11 protein-coding genes and 2 tRNA genes are annotated in these 14,578 nt (G+C 31.3%); 6 read left to right on the top strand and 7 right to left on the bottom strand.

Annotation, left to right across the window (positions count from 1 at the left end):
* Window positions 1-258 precede the first annotated feature (258 nt).
* From BTO05_RS07020 to mutS, 4 genes are all read right to left on the bottom strand, one after another.
* Complete coding sequence (locus BTO05_RS07020) at window positions 259-3,087, bottom strand: triple tyrosine motif-containing protein (protein WP_087491976.1); 2,829 nt, start codon at window positions 3,085-3,087, stop codon at window positions 259-261.
* A gap of 234 nt (window positions 3,088-3,321) precedes the next feature.
* Window positions 3,322-3,405, bottom strand: a tRNA-Leu gene (locus BTO05_RS07025).
* Window positions 3,406-3,439: 34 nt separating this feature from the next.
* Window positions 3,440-3,511 (bottom strand) — tRNA-Gly (locus BTO05_RS07030).
* A gap of 96 nt (window positions 3,512-3,607) precedes the next feature.
* Window positions 3,608-6,220, bottom strand: coding sequence for a DNA mismatch repair protein MutS (mutS, locus tag BTO05_RS07035; protein WP_087491977.1), 2,613 nt, complete (start codon window positions 6,218-6,220; stop codon window positions 3,608-3,610).
* A 111-nt stretch (window positions 6,221-6,331) separates the two neighbouring features.
* On the opposite strand from mutS, the gene BTO05_RS07040 reads away from it, so the two are divergent.
* Window positions 6,332-6,871: an RNA methyltransferase gene (locus BTO05_RS07040; protein ID WP_087491978.1), complete on the top strand. Its 540-nt coding sequence runs from the start codon at window positions 6,332-6,334 to the stop codon at window positions 6,869-6,871.
* A gap of 303 nt (window positions 6,872-7,174) precedes the next feature.
* Window positions 7,175-7,822 carry a class I SAM-dependent methyltransferase gene (locus tag BTO05_RS07050; protein ID WP_087491980.1) on the top strand — a complete coding sequence of 216 codons (648 nt, stop codon included), beginning with the start codon at window positions 7,175-7,177 and terminating at the stop codon, window positions 7,820-7,822.
* Here the strand turns inward: BTO05_RS07050 and BTO05_RS07055 are convergent.
* The gene (locus BTO05_RS07055) at window positions 7,812-8,294 is read right to left on the bottom strand and encodes a GyrI-like domain-containing protein (RefSeq protein WP_157662552.1); all 483 of its coding nucleotides are present in this window, start codon (window positions 8,292-8,294) and stop codon (window positions 7,812-7,814) included. The genes BTO05_RS07050 and BTO05_RS07055 overlap by 11 nt on opposite strands.
* Window positions 8,272-9,414 carry a 2-amino-4-hydroxy-6-hydroxymethyldihydropteridine diphosphokinase gene (gene folK / locus BTO05_RS07060; protein WP_087491982.1) on the bottom strand — a complete coding sequence of 381 codons (1,143 nt, stop codon included), beginning with the start codon at window positions 9,412-9,414 and terminating at the stop codon, window positions 8,272-8,274. The genes BTO05_RS07055 and folK overlap by 23 nt, the downstream gene beginning before the upstream one ends.
* A gap of 71 nt (window positions 9,415-9,485) precedes the next feature.
* Here folK and BTO05_RS07065 point away from each other — a divergent pair, with 71 nt between their 5' ends.
* The 4 genes from BTO05_RS07065 (at window position 9,486) to rpsU (ending at window position 14,200) form a co-directional block, all read left to right on the top strand.
* Entirely contained in the window at window positions 9,486-10,190 is a 705-nt protein-coding gene (locus tag BTO05_RS07065; RefSeq protein WP_087491983.1) for a queuosine precursor transporter, read from the top strand.
* 108 nt (window positions 10,191-10,298) lie between these two features.
* Window positions 10,299-12,932 (top strand): AsmA-like C-terminal region-containing protein, encoded by a 2,634-nt coding sequence (locus tag BTO05_RS07070; RefSeq protein ID WP_087491984.1) that lies wholly within the window; start codon window positions 10,299-10,301, stop codon window positions 12,930-12,932.
* A gap of 104 nt (window positions 12,933-13,036) precedes the next feature.
* Window positions 13,037-13,900, top strand: coding sequence for an RNA polymerase sigma factor RpoD/SigA (locus BTO05_RS07075; protein WP_087491985.1), 864 nt, complete (start codon window positions 13,037-13,039; stop codon window positions 13,898-13,900).
* 105 nt (window positions 13,901-14,005) lie between these two features.
* Window positions 14,006-14,200: a 30S ribosomal protein S21 gene (gene rpsU, locus BTO05_RS07080; RefSeq protein WP_087491986.1), complete on the top strand. Its 195-nt coding sequence runs from the start codon at window positions 14,006-14,008 to the stop codon at window positions 14,198-14,200.
* A gap of 81 nt (window positions 14,201-14,281) precedes the next feature.
* Here the strand turns inward: rpsU and BTO05_RS07085 are convergent, their stop codons facing one another.
* A complete protein-coding gene (locus BTO05_RS07085) occupies window positions 14,282-14,536 on the bottom strand; it encodes a hypothetical protein (protein ID WP_087491987.1) in 255 nt (84 codons plus the stop codon).
* Between the last annotated feature and the right edge of the window lie 42 nt (window positions 14,537-14,578).

The following is a 14,578-nucleotide window of genomic DNA, read 5'->3' on the forward strand; positions in this document are numbered from 1 at the left end:
TTATCAAATCAACAACTGTAGAAAGAATTTTTTAATGTTTTGTTAAAAATAACTGAATTAATTGCGGATATCACAAATGCTACCACTATAAAAAACATACATCTCTAAAAGTGTTTCTTAAAAAAATTGTATTGTTAAACAAAAACATTTACATAATTGATATTCAATTATTTATAATTTTTAAATAACAGCAAAAACAACACAAAAATTGATGTTTGTATGGCTAATGTTGTAGTTTAAATAAAGAATGTTAACAGATTATATCTCTAAAATATAATTTGTTAAGCTTGTCTCATGTGATAATTCCATCTTTTTACGCAAACGATATCGTTTTACCTCTACACTTCTATGAGAAATATTAAGTAGAGGAGCAATCTCTTTTGAAGATAGGTTTAGTCTAAGATAAGCGCACAGTTTTAAATCATTAGGAGTTAATGCGGGATGCTTCTTTTTTACTTTCTTTAAGAAGTCTTTATCTGCATTATTAAAAGCTTCTTCGAAGAATTTCCAGTCTTCGGTATTATTTATATTTTTATCTATAATTTTTATAATCTTATTTAACTCTTTACCTTTTTCTAAATCATTTAGCTCTTTCTTGAGAGTAGCTAAAAATTCATTTTTTCGAATGAGAGTCATTGTAGATAAACCAAGCTCTCGATTTTTATTCTCAATATCTTGTTGAAGACTTTTATTCTTATACTCCATCAACTGTCGCTGGCTCTCTAATTCTTTTATTTCTAGTTCTTTCTCTTTTGTTGTCAATAAAGAATCCTTCTGTCTTTTGTAGTACAACCTATTTAAATACTGGATTAATGACGCAATAACAATAAATAGTAAAACATAACCAGCTATTGCAAAAGGCTTTAGATACCATGGTTTTTCAATAGTAAAATTGAAAGTGGCAGTATTTGAAGAGATATCACTACCTACTTTTGCCCTGACTTCAAAAGTGTAATCACCATGAGGAAGGTTTTCAAATAATATATCTGATTTAGAAGACCATTCGCTCCAATAATCATAAATACCAACTAGTCTGTATTGATAAAATGATGGGGAAAGTTTAACAAAATCAGACACACTATAAGTAAAGTAAAGATCATTCTGTTTATTCTTTAAAAAAATGTCCGTAGAAATATCGATTGGCTGAATATCTTGTTGCAATATTAAGTAGGACGCATTATCGATTGATATGGTATACTCTTTTACATTGAACTTTTCGGTGTCAATTACCAAATAACCATCCGTTGTTCCTAATAAATAAGAATTATTCTTTAGGTACAAAATATTTTCAAAACCTGGTTTGCTTTTTCTTAAATCACTAGGCAAATCAATGGTATTGATGATTGGTTTTTCTGTAAGTTTACCTGGCTCTATGAAAATTAATTGATTGTTAAAAAAGCTCCACAATCTGTCTTTATTCTCATCATAAACCAGATTGCCTGAGGCGTAATTAGATGCAGTAAAATATGGCTTTAGCAAATCTGTTTTTTTGAATACTTCTTTTTTATCGTCATAAGAAAATACACCATCATGATATACATACAATATCTCTCCTTTATAATGTATAAGACTAGAACCAATACCCTTATCTACTTCAAGTTTATTTGAACTTATAACTTTTGACAAATCATTATCAAGATTTAATTTATAAACTCCTTTATATTCATGACTAACTAAAAGTTCTGAATCATTTACAAACTCAAAATACCTTGAAGAAATATCAAATCCTTCAACTTTATTTCTAAATTTCCAAATACCCGCAGACGACTTCTCTATTACGCTAAGACCATTGTAATTGCCAATCATTAGTAAATCCGGCCTCTTTTTTATAGATTTAATTATCCAAGAACCTTCTTCAGTAGAAATTTCAACAGCAGTACTGTTTTTAATCTCAAAACTTCCCTTATCATGACCACAGAATAAAGTGCCATTAATCTGTTTTAAAAACCATACCTGACCTTTAGTTTTTGGAATTAATTTGAACTTATCTGAACTATTAATTGGCTTATAAAACAAACCTTGATTTGTTCCTAAATAAATATTTTCTGATGTTTTCTCAGATGCATATACGGTTCCTAAATAGCCTTGATTATCGGTGTAAACTCTGTAAGGTGAATTAAGGTTTAATACATTAATACCGTTATCTAAACCCATCCAAATATTACCTGAAATGTCTTGAAAAACAGAAAGAACTGTGTTATTAGATAAACCAGAGTTTTTATTCATCCTAAAAAGTACATTTCCTTTCTTATCTAGCTTAATAATACCGTTAGAAATAGTACCTAAAATAAAATTTCCGTTACGTAACCTAATACTATTATATACACTGACCTGAGACAATAATGGATTAGAGGATATCTCCCATTTTTTTAAATCTCCATTGTAATATTCATAGAATCCGCTTTCTCTTGAGTGAATAAGTAATTTGTTATCATTCTTATATATATTAACTATTTCTTCTTCTTTTAGTAGTTTTTCATCACTAATAAGAACTGCTTTTCCATTTTCTATTTTAGAAATTCCCACACCTGATTCTTGAAAATATATAGATTCATCAACTCTAAATGCCTTTGTTATAGCTGTTTTAGACTTTATAATTCTAAATGTTTTTTTTGATGTGTTATAAATATAAATGCGGTCTAATGATTGAAACAACACAAACTCACCATATGGTATTATGTTCCAAAACTCTTCGTCTTCTAATAAATTTTCATCTAAGTTCTCAGAAATAGATTCGTAAATTAATGTACCAAAACTGTCTCTCTTCCAAAATCCGAAATTCATATAACTTCCGGTATATACTAAATCATTGATTACAGCGACTGACCTAATAATACTTTGATCAGCTAGAGTATATAGATTCCAACGTGCTCCATTATACTCTAATAAACCTTTATTATTAGCTACATATATATTTTTATCATTGTCTTGACTAATTGACCAATTTTGATCATCCGCTTTATAGTCTTGAGGTGTAAACCTTTCGATTGGGGGAAACTCTTGAGCAGAAGCTGAAGTTATAAAAAAGATATATATTAAATAGAATGCAATTTTTTCGAATATGAGCTTGTAGGTTTTTAACAACATCTGTAGAAATTTTTGTTAAGGTAGCAAAAACTTAATAAAGTCTATAAATAGCGACTTAAAAGCTACAGTACAACAATAATGTATTGGTTATAACCATTATAATTTTAAAGAGAAGAAAGTGTTTAGTTACAAAATATGGTTCTTAAAGAAGAAACAAATCACTATACAACTTTATAAAAATCACATACATTCTTAAAAACAAAAAAGCCCAATCTTTCGATTGAGCTTTTTTTGTACTGAAGACGGGACTTGAACCCGTACGAACTAATGTTCATTGGATTTTAAGTCCAACGTGTCTACCAATTCCACCACTTCAGCAACTTGGTTACAGACTGTAACCTGTTTTATATAGAGCGAAAGATGGGATTTGAACCCACGACCTCCACCTTGGCAAGGTGATGCTCTACCCCTGAGCTACTTTCGCAGTTTTTAAAGAACTTGTTTGCTTCTAAAAGCGGATGCAAATTTAAAATATTTATTAGAAAACCAAAGCCTTTTTTTAAAATAAATAGAATTTATTTTAGGCTTGTTTTTTCTTAAGCAACATCCGTTTAATTTCATTAAGCTTCATTAAGGCTTCAACAGGAGTAAGCGTATCAATATCAGTGTGCAGAATTTCATCTTTTATTTCTTCTAACAACGGATCATCTAAATTAAAGAAACTCAATTGTAAATCGTCTTTCAGTGTTTTGACCTTGTCTGTTAATTCTTCACTTGAATGCGACTTTTCTAATTTTGATAGTATTTTATTTGCACGACGTATAACTTGTTGTGGCATACCAGCCATTTTTGCTACATGAATACCAAAGCTATGCTCACTTCCGCCTTCAACAAGCTTACGAACAAAAAGTACATTATCTTTCAACTCTTTTACTGCAACATTAAAGTTTTTAATGCGAGAAAATGTCTCCGTCATTTCGTTAAGTTCGTGATAGTGAGTAGCGAATAAGGTTTTAGGTTTTGCTGGATGTTCGTGTAAATATTCACTAATGGCCCAAGCAATTGATATACCATCATAGGTACTTGTACCACGACCAATCTCGTCTAATAGCACCAAACTTCTATCAGAAATATTATTAAGAATAGATGCAGTTTCATTCATTTCTACCATAAAGGTAGATTCTCCCATAGAGATATTATCACTTGCGCCAACTCTGGTAAATATCTTGTCAACCAATCCTATTCTTGCCTCTTTAGCTGGCACAAAACTTCCTATTTGCGCTAATAAAACGATTAGAGCAGTCTGTCTTAATATTGCCGATTTACCAGACATATTTGGTCCAGTAATCATGATAATTTGCTGAGATTCTCTATCGAGATAAACATCGTTGGCAATGTAAGGTTCACCTAATGGTAATTGTTTTTCGATTACCGGATGACGACCATCTTTAATTTCTAAATCAAAGCTATCATCAATCTGCGGGTAATTATATTTATTAGCTTTTGCCAAACTAGCAAATCCACACAAACAATCTAACTGCCCAATCAATTGTGCATTCTGCTGAACTTGAAGTATGAATTGATGCATCCAAGTCACCAATTCAGCAAACAATTGTTGCTCAATGGCTAAAATACGCTCTTCGGCTCCCAAAATTTTAGCTTCATATTCTTTAAGTTCCTCGGTAATATAACGCTCTGCATTGACTAATGTTTGCTTTCTAATCCACTCTTCAGGAACTTTATCTTTATGAAGATTACGTACTTCAATATAATAACCAAACACATTATTTGATGCTATTTTAAGTGAGGTTATTCCAGTACGCTCACTTTCACGTTGCAACATACTATCTAGATAATCTTTACCAGATTTTGACAAACCTCTAAGCTCATCTAACTCTGCTGAAAAACCTTCTGCGATTGTATGACCCTTTAAAACATTTACCGGTGCTTCCTCGTTAAGTGTTTGTTTAATTTTCTCGCGAAGTAAATCACAATTATTTAAGCTTTCACCTAAAACTTTTAAGGCTTCGTTTTTACAGTTTTCTGCAATTGACTTAATAGGTACAATTGCTTCTAAAGAATTTTTAAGCTGAATCACTTCTCGCGGACTCACTTTGGTAGTGGCAATTTTTGAAATCAATCGTTCAATATCGCCAATATGCTTAATCTGATTCTGAATTTTTTGAAGCTCTTCAGGATTATCTAACAGATATTGCACAACTTCATGACGCTGTTTTATCTTATCTGCATGCTTTAAAGGCAATGCTAACCAACGTTTCAAGGTGCGTCCACCCATTGCAGAAATGGTCTTATCAATAACATTAATAAGTGTCACTGCGTTAGCATTTGTCGAATGGTATAACTCAAGATTTCTAATCGTAAATTTATCCATCCAAACATAATCGTCCGTTGCAATCCTTGAAATTGTAGCAATATGTTCTAATTTATTATGTCTAGTTTCGGACAAATAATGAAGTACAACTCCTGAAGCAATAATACCTTCGTATAAATCGGCAATACCAAAACCTTTCAGTGTTTTTGTATTGAAATGTTTTGTCAAAGTTTCGTTAGCGTAATCTGCTTGAAACACCCAATCTTCTAAATAAAATGTATGAAAATCAGTTCCAAAAATTTCTGTAAATTCTTTTCGGCTTTTTTTAGAAATTAAAACTTCACTAGGGTTAAAATTCTGGAGTAGCTTATCAATGTATTCTGCATTTCCTTGAGATGTTAAAAATTCGCCTGTAGAGATGTCTAAGAATGATATACCGATATAACGCTTATCAAAATGAACTGCTGCTAAAAAATTGTTAGACTTAGAATGCAAAATATCGTCATTAAAAGCCACACCTGGCGTTACTAATTCTGTAACACCACGTTTTACAATTTTTTTGGTTTGTTTTGGATCTTCTAATTGGTCACAAATAGCAACACGCTCTCCAGCTCTTACTAATTTTGGCAAATACGTATTTAAAGAATGATGTGGAAAACCAGCGAGTTCGGTTTCGCTATCGCTACCTGCACCACGCTTAGTTAAAATAATATCTAAAATTTTTGATGCTTTTACAGCATCGCTTCCAAAGGTTTCGTAGAAATCACCTACTCTAAATAACAACAGCGCATCAGGATACTTAGCCTTGATAGCATTGTATTGCTTCATTAATGGGGTTTCCTTTTTTACCTTTTTAGCCAATGGTTTTTATGTATTTTTGTTGAAATTGTAAGATTGCTAATGTAGCTAAATAACAGAGTTCTATAAAGCTAAAAAGCTAGAAGTTATTTACAAAAAGAATAAGATTTCAACATGCGAAAACTAAAAAATAGTGAATTAGACCGTCTAGAGGTTTCTGAATTTAAAGAGGCTAAAAAGTCTCCGATTATAATTATTCTTGATAACATTAGAAGTCTTAATAATATTGGTTCGGTTTTTAGAACGAGTGACGCTTTTTTAATAGAAAAAATATATCTCTGTGGTATAACAGCACAACCGCCACATAACGACATACGAAAAACAGCGTTAGGAAGCACCGAAACTGTAGATTGGGAATACGCTGAAAATACTTTAGATATCATAAATAAATTAAAATCTGAAAGTGTACAAATCTGTTCTATCGAACAAGCCGAAAACGCAACAATGCTTAATGATTTCAAACCTCAACCAAATACTAAATATGCTTTTGTCTTTGGGAACGAAGTTAAAGGTGTTGCACAAGATGTAGTTGATGCAAGTGACGTTGTTATAGAAATTCCACAATTTGGCACAAAGCATTCATTGAATATTTCAGTAAGTGCAGGTGTTGTGATTTGGGATGTGTTTAGTAAGATGAAAAGGGAGCCCATCTAAATCTTCCCTGAGGGAAGACTTTCATATATACTTAAATTAAAAGTTAAGAAATTAAATGGAACAAAATAACATAAACTATGGTACTTTGATAGGTGGTAACACAAGGTTCTATATTAAACTGTTCCTTTTCTACATTAAAGTTATTGGTAAAAAACCTCGAAAAGCAGATTACTTAAATGAACCAAACAAAGAAAAACATTACCTAAAATATACAGACTTTCATTTCAGAAACAGTATAGCAACAATTATCACACTATTCATTTTTCTTTCTGCATTTTTTAAATTTTTAAAAATATTGTTTTAATGCTCAAAAAACCTTGGCCAACCAAAGCAGTAATGGAGCAAATTTATGAGAAGAATCTTTGGGGAGGCAAAGACTTTGATTTTTACTCAGGTATTGGTTCGCACGACCCAATGATGGTTAATCTTTATGTAAAAACTGTTACTGATTTTTTAAAATCTCATGAAAATAAACTGACGATTTGCGATTTAGGCTGTGGAGATTTTAATATTGGAAAACACTTTTTAGAACACTCAGAATACTATTATGCTATTGATATTGTGGAATCGCTTATTGAACGTAACAAAAAGCTTTACAAAGCAGCTAATTTAGAATTTCGGTGTTTAGACATTTCAAAAGATAACTTACCAAAAGCAGACTGTGTGATTTTACGACAAGTACTTCAGCATTTATCTAATAATGAGATTCAGCGTATTCTTAAGAAACTTGAGAATTACAAATACATCATTTTAACAGAACATATTCCTTATGGTAATTTTACACCAAACAAGGATAAAATTGCAGGTCAAGGTATACGATTAAAAGAAAAAAGTGGTGTTGATATTTTGAGTGCGCCTTTTATCTTTAAAGTAAAAAAAGTAGAGCTACTTAACGAAGTGATTTTACAAAATGATAATGGAAAGATTATGACTTCTTTATTTATAGTATAGGAATCCAAATCTCCTCTTCGTTTACGTTCTGTGTCGGGCTGTAACTTGGTGGTAACCTTTCAAAATGAGGCCTATTATCTAATTCAAAATCAGAACTTGGTAACCAGCTAGAATGGATTTTTTGCCAAAACTCAATAAAATCAGGAATTGAACCTTTAAAATCAATAACCAAATATCTTCCTGAAGTTATAGTTAACGTTTCCATATTTTCTGGAACTTCATCTAAACTATTAACTTCTACTCCAATCCACTTCTCAAACATCTCATTAGGATTGAAGTTTTTAAAGTTAAAGCGATTGTAATTTTGAAGTGATAGTGTAAATGTGTTTTTCCTATTTATCACTTCATCTAACCTAGGCATAAATTGCTTTGCTAATTGCCGTGTAACTTGGCTAATATTTTGGAAGTTAGCTTTAGCTTTTAAACCTACAACGAGAATCTCTTCGCTATCAACTACTCTGTACTTCATCATTAATTTCATTTAAAATCCATAGATAGTCTTCACGATTTTTTACAAAATCACGGTCAGAAATATCAATGATTTTTACATTTAAATCTGTTTGAGATTTTAAGAACTCTAAGTAACCAGAATTTAATTTCTCTAGATATTCGTCCTTGATATCGCTTTCGTATTTTCGACCACGTTTTTTGATATTGGCCTGAAGTCTTTGTGTATTTTGGTAAAGATAAACATACAAGTCTGGCTTAGCGATATCTTTATAAACTTGATAAAAGAGCTTTCGGTACAAACGAAACTCGTCCTCAGGCAATGTCACTTTAGAAAAAATGAGTGACTTATTAACGTCATAATCACTAACCATAAAATCCTTAAACAAATCGAGCTGAGATAAATCGTCACTAATTTGCTGGTAACGGTCAGCTAAAAAAGACATCTCCAAAGTAAAGGCGTAACGTTCTGGCTCTTTATAAAACTTTGGTAAAAATGCATTATCTGCAAAACGCTCTAATATTAGTTTTGCATTAAAATCTTCGGATATTTTGTTAGCCAAGCTGGTCTTACCTGCGCCAATGTTACCTTCTATAGCTATATAATTATAATCCTTAAAAGTATAGGATTTACGAGGGTTTTTCAACCAAATATTTATAGGCTCTATAGCAGAATTATCTTCACATTCTTCCAATAAGATTTCTATAGTTTTTTTAAAAACTGGATGTATAAAATCTTTCAGAATATCTAATAACGGTTGTAAAACAAACGTTCGGTTCTGAATCTCCGGATGTGGAATTGTTAGATGCTTATCATTTATGACTTCATCTCCATAAAAAACAATATCTAAATCTATCTCTCTAGATTCGTATTCATCTGTTGTTTTTTGTGCACGACCAAGCTTTTTTTCAATACACTGAAGTTCTTTTAAAAGCTTCTTTGGAGTAAGGTGTGTTTCTACTTTTATACAAGCATTATAAAATTCATCTCCTTCGAAACCGATTGCTGGAGTTTTGTAAACCTTTGATAGCTTTTTTACTGCTCCAACGGTTTCGAAAATGGCATCAACGGCAGATTGCAAGTATTGCAATTTATTGCCCTTATTACTGCCAAGCGCTATGTAAACTAGTTTTGATAGTTTCATTGAATAGACAAATTAACTAAAAGAAATATTAATAGATTATCTTTACCTAAACTATTTATTAACCATTTTTAATGCAGTTAAAAGACAAACTTCTAGCACAACGCATCTATCTCTTTTTGGGTGCACTGTTTATAACATCCTTAGTCGTTTCTAATCTTATTTTTCAGAAATTCTTTCATTGGTATCCAGTAGATATCGAAATCTTTGACTCAAAATTATTTGAAATTTCTGTAGGTATTTTGCCTTACCCAATTACCTTTCTTATTACAGATTTAATAAGTGAAATTTATGGCAAAAAGCGGGCAAACGATATTGTAATTGCGGGTATTTTTGCATCTTTCTTTTCTATGCTTATTATTTATGTTGCTAATGCTGTGCCAGCTACATCGTGGTCTCCGGTGCAAGATAATACGTTTACAATTGTATTTGGAAGTACTGCCATTGCCGTTTTTGCGAGTATGATGGCCTACCTTTTAGCCCAATTTGTTGATATTCAGATTTATCATTTTTGGAAGAAGCTAACAAAAGGCAAACATCTTTGGCTTCGAAATAACTGTTCAACATTTTTATCGCAATTTGTAGACACTGCTACGGTATTACTTCTATTGTGCAGTTTTGGTAAAATTGAATGGGATAAATTTCTGGGTTTATTGGCTGCAGGATTTATTTTTAAAGTCTTAATAGCTGCTTTAGACACACCATTTTTATATTTAGGTGTATACATTTTCAGAAAGCGTTTTAAGCTCAAGGTAAATGATGAAATAAATTTAGTATAACCATAAATCCAAACCCTAAAGTCTTCTTAAACTTGCAACAGATATAAACTATTGGGTTATTAATTTCGTATAGTTATTATAACAACTACGAAAACTACTTCAAAGAAGATGAAAAAAATATTTAAAATAATAGGCATTTCGCTATTAATCATATTGATAATTCTTATCAGTATTCCTTTTTTCTTAGAATCAAAAATTGATGCTATTGTACAAAATTATGCGGACGAAAACCTTAATGCCGAATTATCTTTTGACGATATCAGTCTTAGCTTAATAAGTAGTTTTCCAAAAGCCGAAGTCAGTATTCAAAATTTAAAGATAAATACGCTTGCTCCTTTTGAAAATGAAACATTAGCCTCTGCAAAAGCTATTTCTTTCGAAATGCCAGTAACCGAAGTGCTTAAAGGTTCTGAAGAACCTCTGATTATAAATGAGATTATTGCGGACGAACTATTATTAAGTTTAAAAACAAACACATCTGGTAGTGTAAACTATGATATTGTAAAATCTAAAGACGAAAATCCTAAAACAACAGCATCGTCTTCTGAAGCCTTTAGTTTTGATATTCAGCATTACGAACTTAATAATGGTGCTTTTACTTACATCGACGAGATTGCAAATACAAATTTTTACGCCACAGAAATTAACCATAACGGCAACGGAATTTTTTCTGGTGAGACATCTGAATTAGATACAAAAACTGAAGCTAGGATTAGTCTATCTATCGATAGCACCGAATATCTAAGTAATAATAGTATAAAACTAGATGCGTTAATAGATTTGGACCTAGAAGAAGACAAATACACTTTCAAAGAAAATAAAGGTTTCGCAAATGCTTTGCCATTGGAATTTGAAGGCTTCGTTCAATTAGTAGAAAATGGTCAAGAGATTGACATAAGCTTTAAAAACCCTGAAGCGTCATTTAAAGACTTCTTAGCTGTGATTCCAAAAAGCTATACAAAAGACATTTCTAACGTTGAGACTACTGGAAACTTTACAGTAAATGGTAAAATAAAAGGGCTTGTTTCAGACGAGACCATTCCTAATTTAGACATTAATCTCAATTCTAATAATGCATCATTTAAGTATCCTGAACTACCAAAAAGTGTCGAGAACATAATTATTGATGCTTCGGTAAAAAATAATACAGGAAACGTTGATGATACTTTTGTTGATATTAATACTCTTAATTTTAAAATTGACCAAGACGTCTTTAAATCCGAAGCGCACATAAAAAACTTAACCAAAAACATATTGGTTAATGCCAACTTAGATGGCGTACTCAACTTAGCTAATATTACAAAAGCCTATCCCGTAGAATTAGAAAATCAATTAAGCGGTATTCTAAAAGGAAAACTCAATACGTCATTTGATATGAATGCTATTGAAACTAATGCCTATCAGCGCATAAAAAATAATGGAACGGTATCCGTTGAAAACTTCATCTTTTCTTCTGAAGATATTGTAAACCCTATTCAGATTAACACAGCTGATATGAGTTTTAAACCTGGCACCGTAACCCTAAATAAGTTTGAAGCCTTAACAGGAAAAAGTGACTTGTATGCTACAGGAATCATCAACAACTTACTTGGTTTTTTGTTAAGTGATAAAAAACTTCAAGGTAATTTTAAAGTCACATCAAAAAACTTTGTGGTTTCGGATTTTATGGTTGAAGATGAGACTGCCACAACCTCATCGAATAAAACAACTACTGATAATGAATCTTTAAAAATTCCTGATTTTTTAGATTGTACCATTTTTGCTAATGCGCAAAACGTTGTTTATGATAATTTAAACCTCAAAAATGTTAGTGGAAAACTTCTTATAAGAAATCAAAACGCCAATCTAAGCGATATGACCACAGATTTATTTGATGGTAAATTAGGCATATCAGGTAATGTATCGACTAAGGATAGCAAACCAAAGTTTGATATGGCATTAGGTATGCAACAATTTGATATTTCTAAATCTTTTAAAGATTTAGAAATGCTTAAGGCTCTTGCGCCTATCGCAAAAGTGCTTCAAGGAAAACTAAACTCTACAATCTCAGTTAGCGGGCTTTTAGACGAGAATTTTTCGCCAGATTTAAGCACTATAAATGGCGATGCTTTAGCAGAAATACTAACCACAAATATTATAGATTCAGAAAGCGAAATTCTAAAAGGCATAAGTTCTAAACTCAACTTTATTGATTTAAAAAAATTAGATTTAAAAGCTATAAAAACTAAACTGAGTTTTGAAAATGGACAAGTTTCAGTAAAACCTTTTACTATTAATTACGAAGACATACCAATTGAAATATCGGGAAGTCATAGTTTTTCGAACACAATGAATTATAGTGCTATTTTTAAAGTACCTGCAAAATATCTAGGTAACGATGTCAATAATTTAATGCAGAAAATTAATGATGATGAGGTTGATAAAATTTCAATTCCTGTAACTGCTAATATTGGCGGTACATTTACAAAGCCTAATATCACAACAGACTTAAAAAGTGGTGTTTCTAACCTAACAAAACAGCTAATCGAAATTCAGAAACAAAAATTAATTAATAAAGGTACTGATAAACTTAGTGGAATTTTAGATGGTGTACTAGGAGGAAATAAAACAAAGTCTAAAGATTCGACTAAAGTGGATTCTTCAGCAACTAAAACTAAAGATTCTTTAAAAGAAGGTGTGAAATCTATATTTGGTAATATTCTAAAAAAGAAGAAAAAACAGTCAGATTCGACCAAAATTTGATATTTTTTGTTTGTTTTTAGTCATTTTCAGTTAAAAACCGTTCATTTTCTTGTTTTTCTCATTTATTGCGTTATGTTATAAGAATACAATTTTAAAAACGACATATGAGGCAATTAAAGATTACCAAGCAGGTTACAAACCGAGAAGATAAATCACTGGATAAATACCTTCAAGATATTAGTAAAATTCCATTGATTACAGCAGAAGAAGAAGTAGAACTTGCACAACTTATAAAAAAGGGTAATCAACAAGCCTTAGATAAATTAACAAAAGCCAACTTAAGGTTTGTCGTATCTGTTGCAAAACAATACCAAAATCAAGGACTAAAATTACCAGATTTAATAAATGAAGGTAATGCAGGTTTAGTAAAAGCAGCAAAACGATTTGACGAAACTAGAGGCTTTAAGTTTATCTCTTACGCAGTATGGTGGATTCGTCAAGCCATATTACAAGCTTTAGCAGAACAATCTCGTATCGTAAGACTTCCTTTAAATAAAATAGGAACGATTAATAAAATCCGAAAGGCTTATGCTTATCTAGAACAACAACACCAAAGACCACCTAATGCTCAGGAAATTGCTAGAGAATTGGATGTTAGTGTTCGCGAAGTAAAACAGTCAATGAAAAACTCTGGTCGTCATTTATCAATGGACGCGCCTATAGGTTCTGAAGAGGATTTTAGTCTATATGATGTTATGTCTCAAAAAGATTCCCCAAGACCTGACAAAAACTTAATGGCAGAATCATTAAATATTGAAATTGAACGTGCTCTAGAGACATTGCCTGAAAAAGAAAGTCAAGTCATAAAATTGAGTTATGGTATTGGAGAAAAGCATCCAATGACGCTCGAAGAAATTGGACAAATCTTTGATTTGACACGTGAACGTATTAGACAAATACGTGAAAAAGGTATAAGAAGACTACGGAAATCAAGTAAAAATAGAATACTAATGACATATTTAGGGTAATCTATTCTTACTGAGAGAAAAAAAATAAAAATTTTAGCGCATAATTAATAAGTTGTATTATCTTTGCACACTCTTTAGTAAAATAGACAATACAATATTACAGATATGATTAAGATAGAAATCAAAGAAGGCGAAAACATAGAAAGAGCTCTTAAAAGATATAAGCGTAAGCACAGAAATGTACAAATTATGCAAAACTTAAGAGAGTCTCGTTATTTCACAAAACCTTCTGTAAAGAGAAGAAGAGAAATTCAGAAAGCTTCTTACATCCAAGGTTTAAGAGATGCTGAAAACATATAAGTTTGTTTTATAAAATCATAAAACAGCAAAAGCGACCATATGGTCGCTTTTTTTGTGCCCAAAAGTCTAAAAACAATTGGCTCACAACCTGAAGTTTTCATTTTCGGCTTTAACTTCTATAGGTTCTATTGGGTGGTCTTCATAAAAGTGCTCAAAAGTTTTATCAGTTGTATAGTCATCAGTCAGTACTTTATAAACCATAACTACAATTAAAACCTGACCTATAACCGTAAGGTAAAACACCCAATTGAATGGAAAATCCATAGCACACATTACCGTTATTGTTATCAATAACAATGTTGTCAATGCAACATAAAACATTGGATAAATCTTCATAATACAATTTTTCTAAGATAATTTATAAAAGATTAAACATAA

The organism is Winogradskyella sp. PC-19 (assembly GCF_002163855.1).
Lineage (GTDB): Bacteria > Bacteroidota > Bacteroidia > Flavobacteriales > Flavobacteriaceae > Winogradskyella.

Bases quoted from the DNA above. Each gene is read 5' to 3' on its own strand.
- BTO05_RS07020 (WP_087491976.1), bottom strand. From the start codon at position 3,087: ATGTTGTTAAAAACCTACAAGCTCATATTCGAAAAAATTGCATTCTAT.
- BTO05_RS07040 (WP_087491978.1), top strand. From the start codon at position 6,332: ATGCGAAAACTAAAAAATAGTGAATTAGACCGTCTAGAGGTTTCTGAA.
- BTO05_RS07050 (WP_087491980.1), top strand. From the start codon at position 7,175: ATGCTCAAAAAACCTTGGCCAACCAAAGCAGTAATGGAGCAAATTTAT.
- BTO05_RS07055 (WP_157662552.1), bottom strand. From the start codon at position 8,294: ATGATGAAGTACAGAGTAGTTGATAGCGAAGAGATTCTCGTTGTAGGT.
- folK (WP_087491982.1), bottom strand. From the start codon at position 9,414: ATGAAACTATCAAAACTAGTTTACATAGCGCTTGGCAGTAATAAGGGC.
- BTO05_RS07065 (WP_087491983.1), top strand. From the start codon at position 9,486: ATGCAGTTAAAAGACAAACTTCTAGCACAACGCATCTATCTCTTTTTG.
- BTO05_RS07070 (WP_087491984.1), top strand. From the start codon at position 10,299: ATGAAAAAAATATTTAAAATAATAGGCATTTCGCTATTAATCATATTG.
- BTO05_RS07075 (WP_087491985.1), top strand. From the start codon at position 13,037: ATGAGGCAATTAAAGATTACCAAGCAGGTTACAAACCGAGAAGATAAA.
- rpsU (WP_087491986.1), top strand. From the start codon at position 14,006: ATGATTAAGATAGAAATCAAAGAAGGCGAAAACATAGAAAGAGCTCTT.
- BTO05_RS07085 (WP_087491987.1), bottom strand. From the start codon at position 14,536: ATGAAGATTTATCCAATGTTTTATGTTGCATTGACAACATTGTTATTG.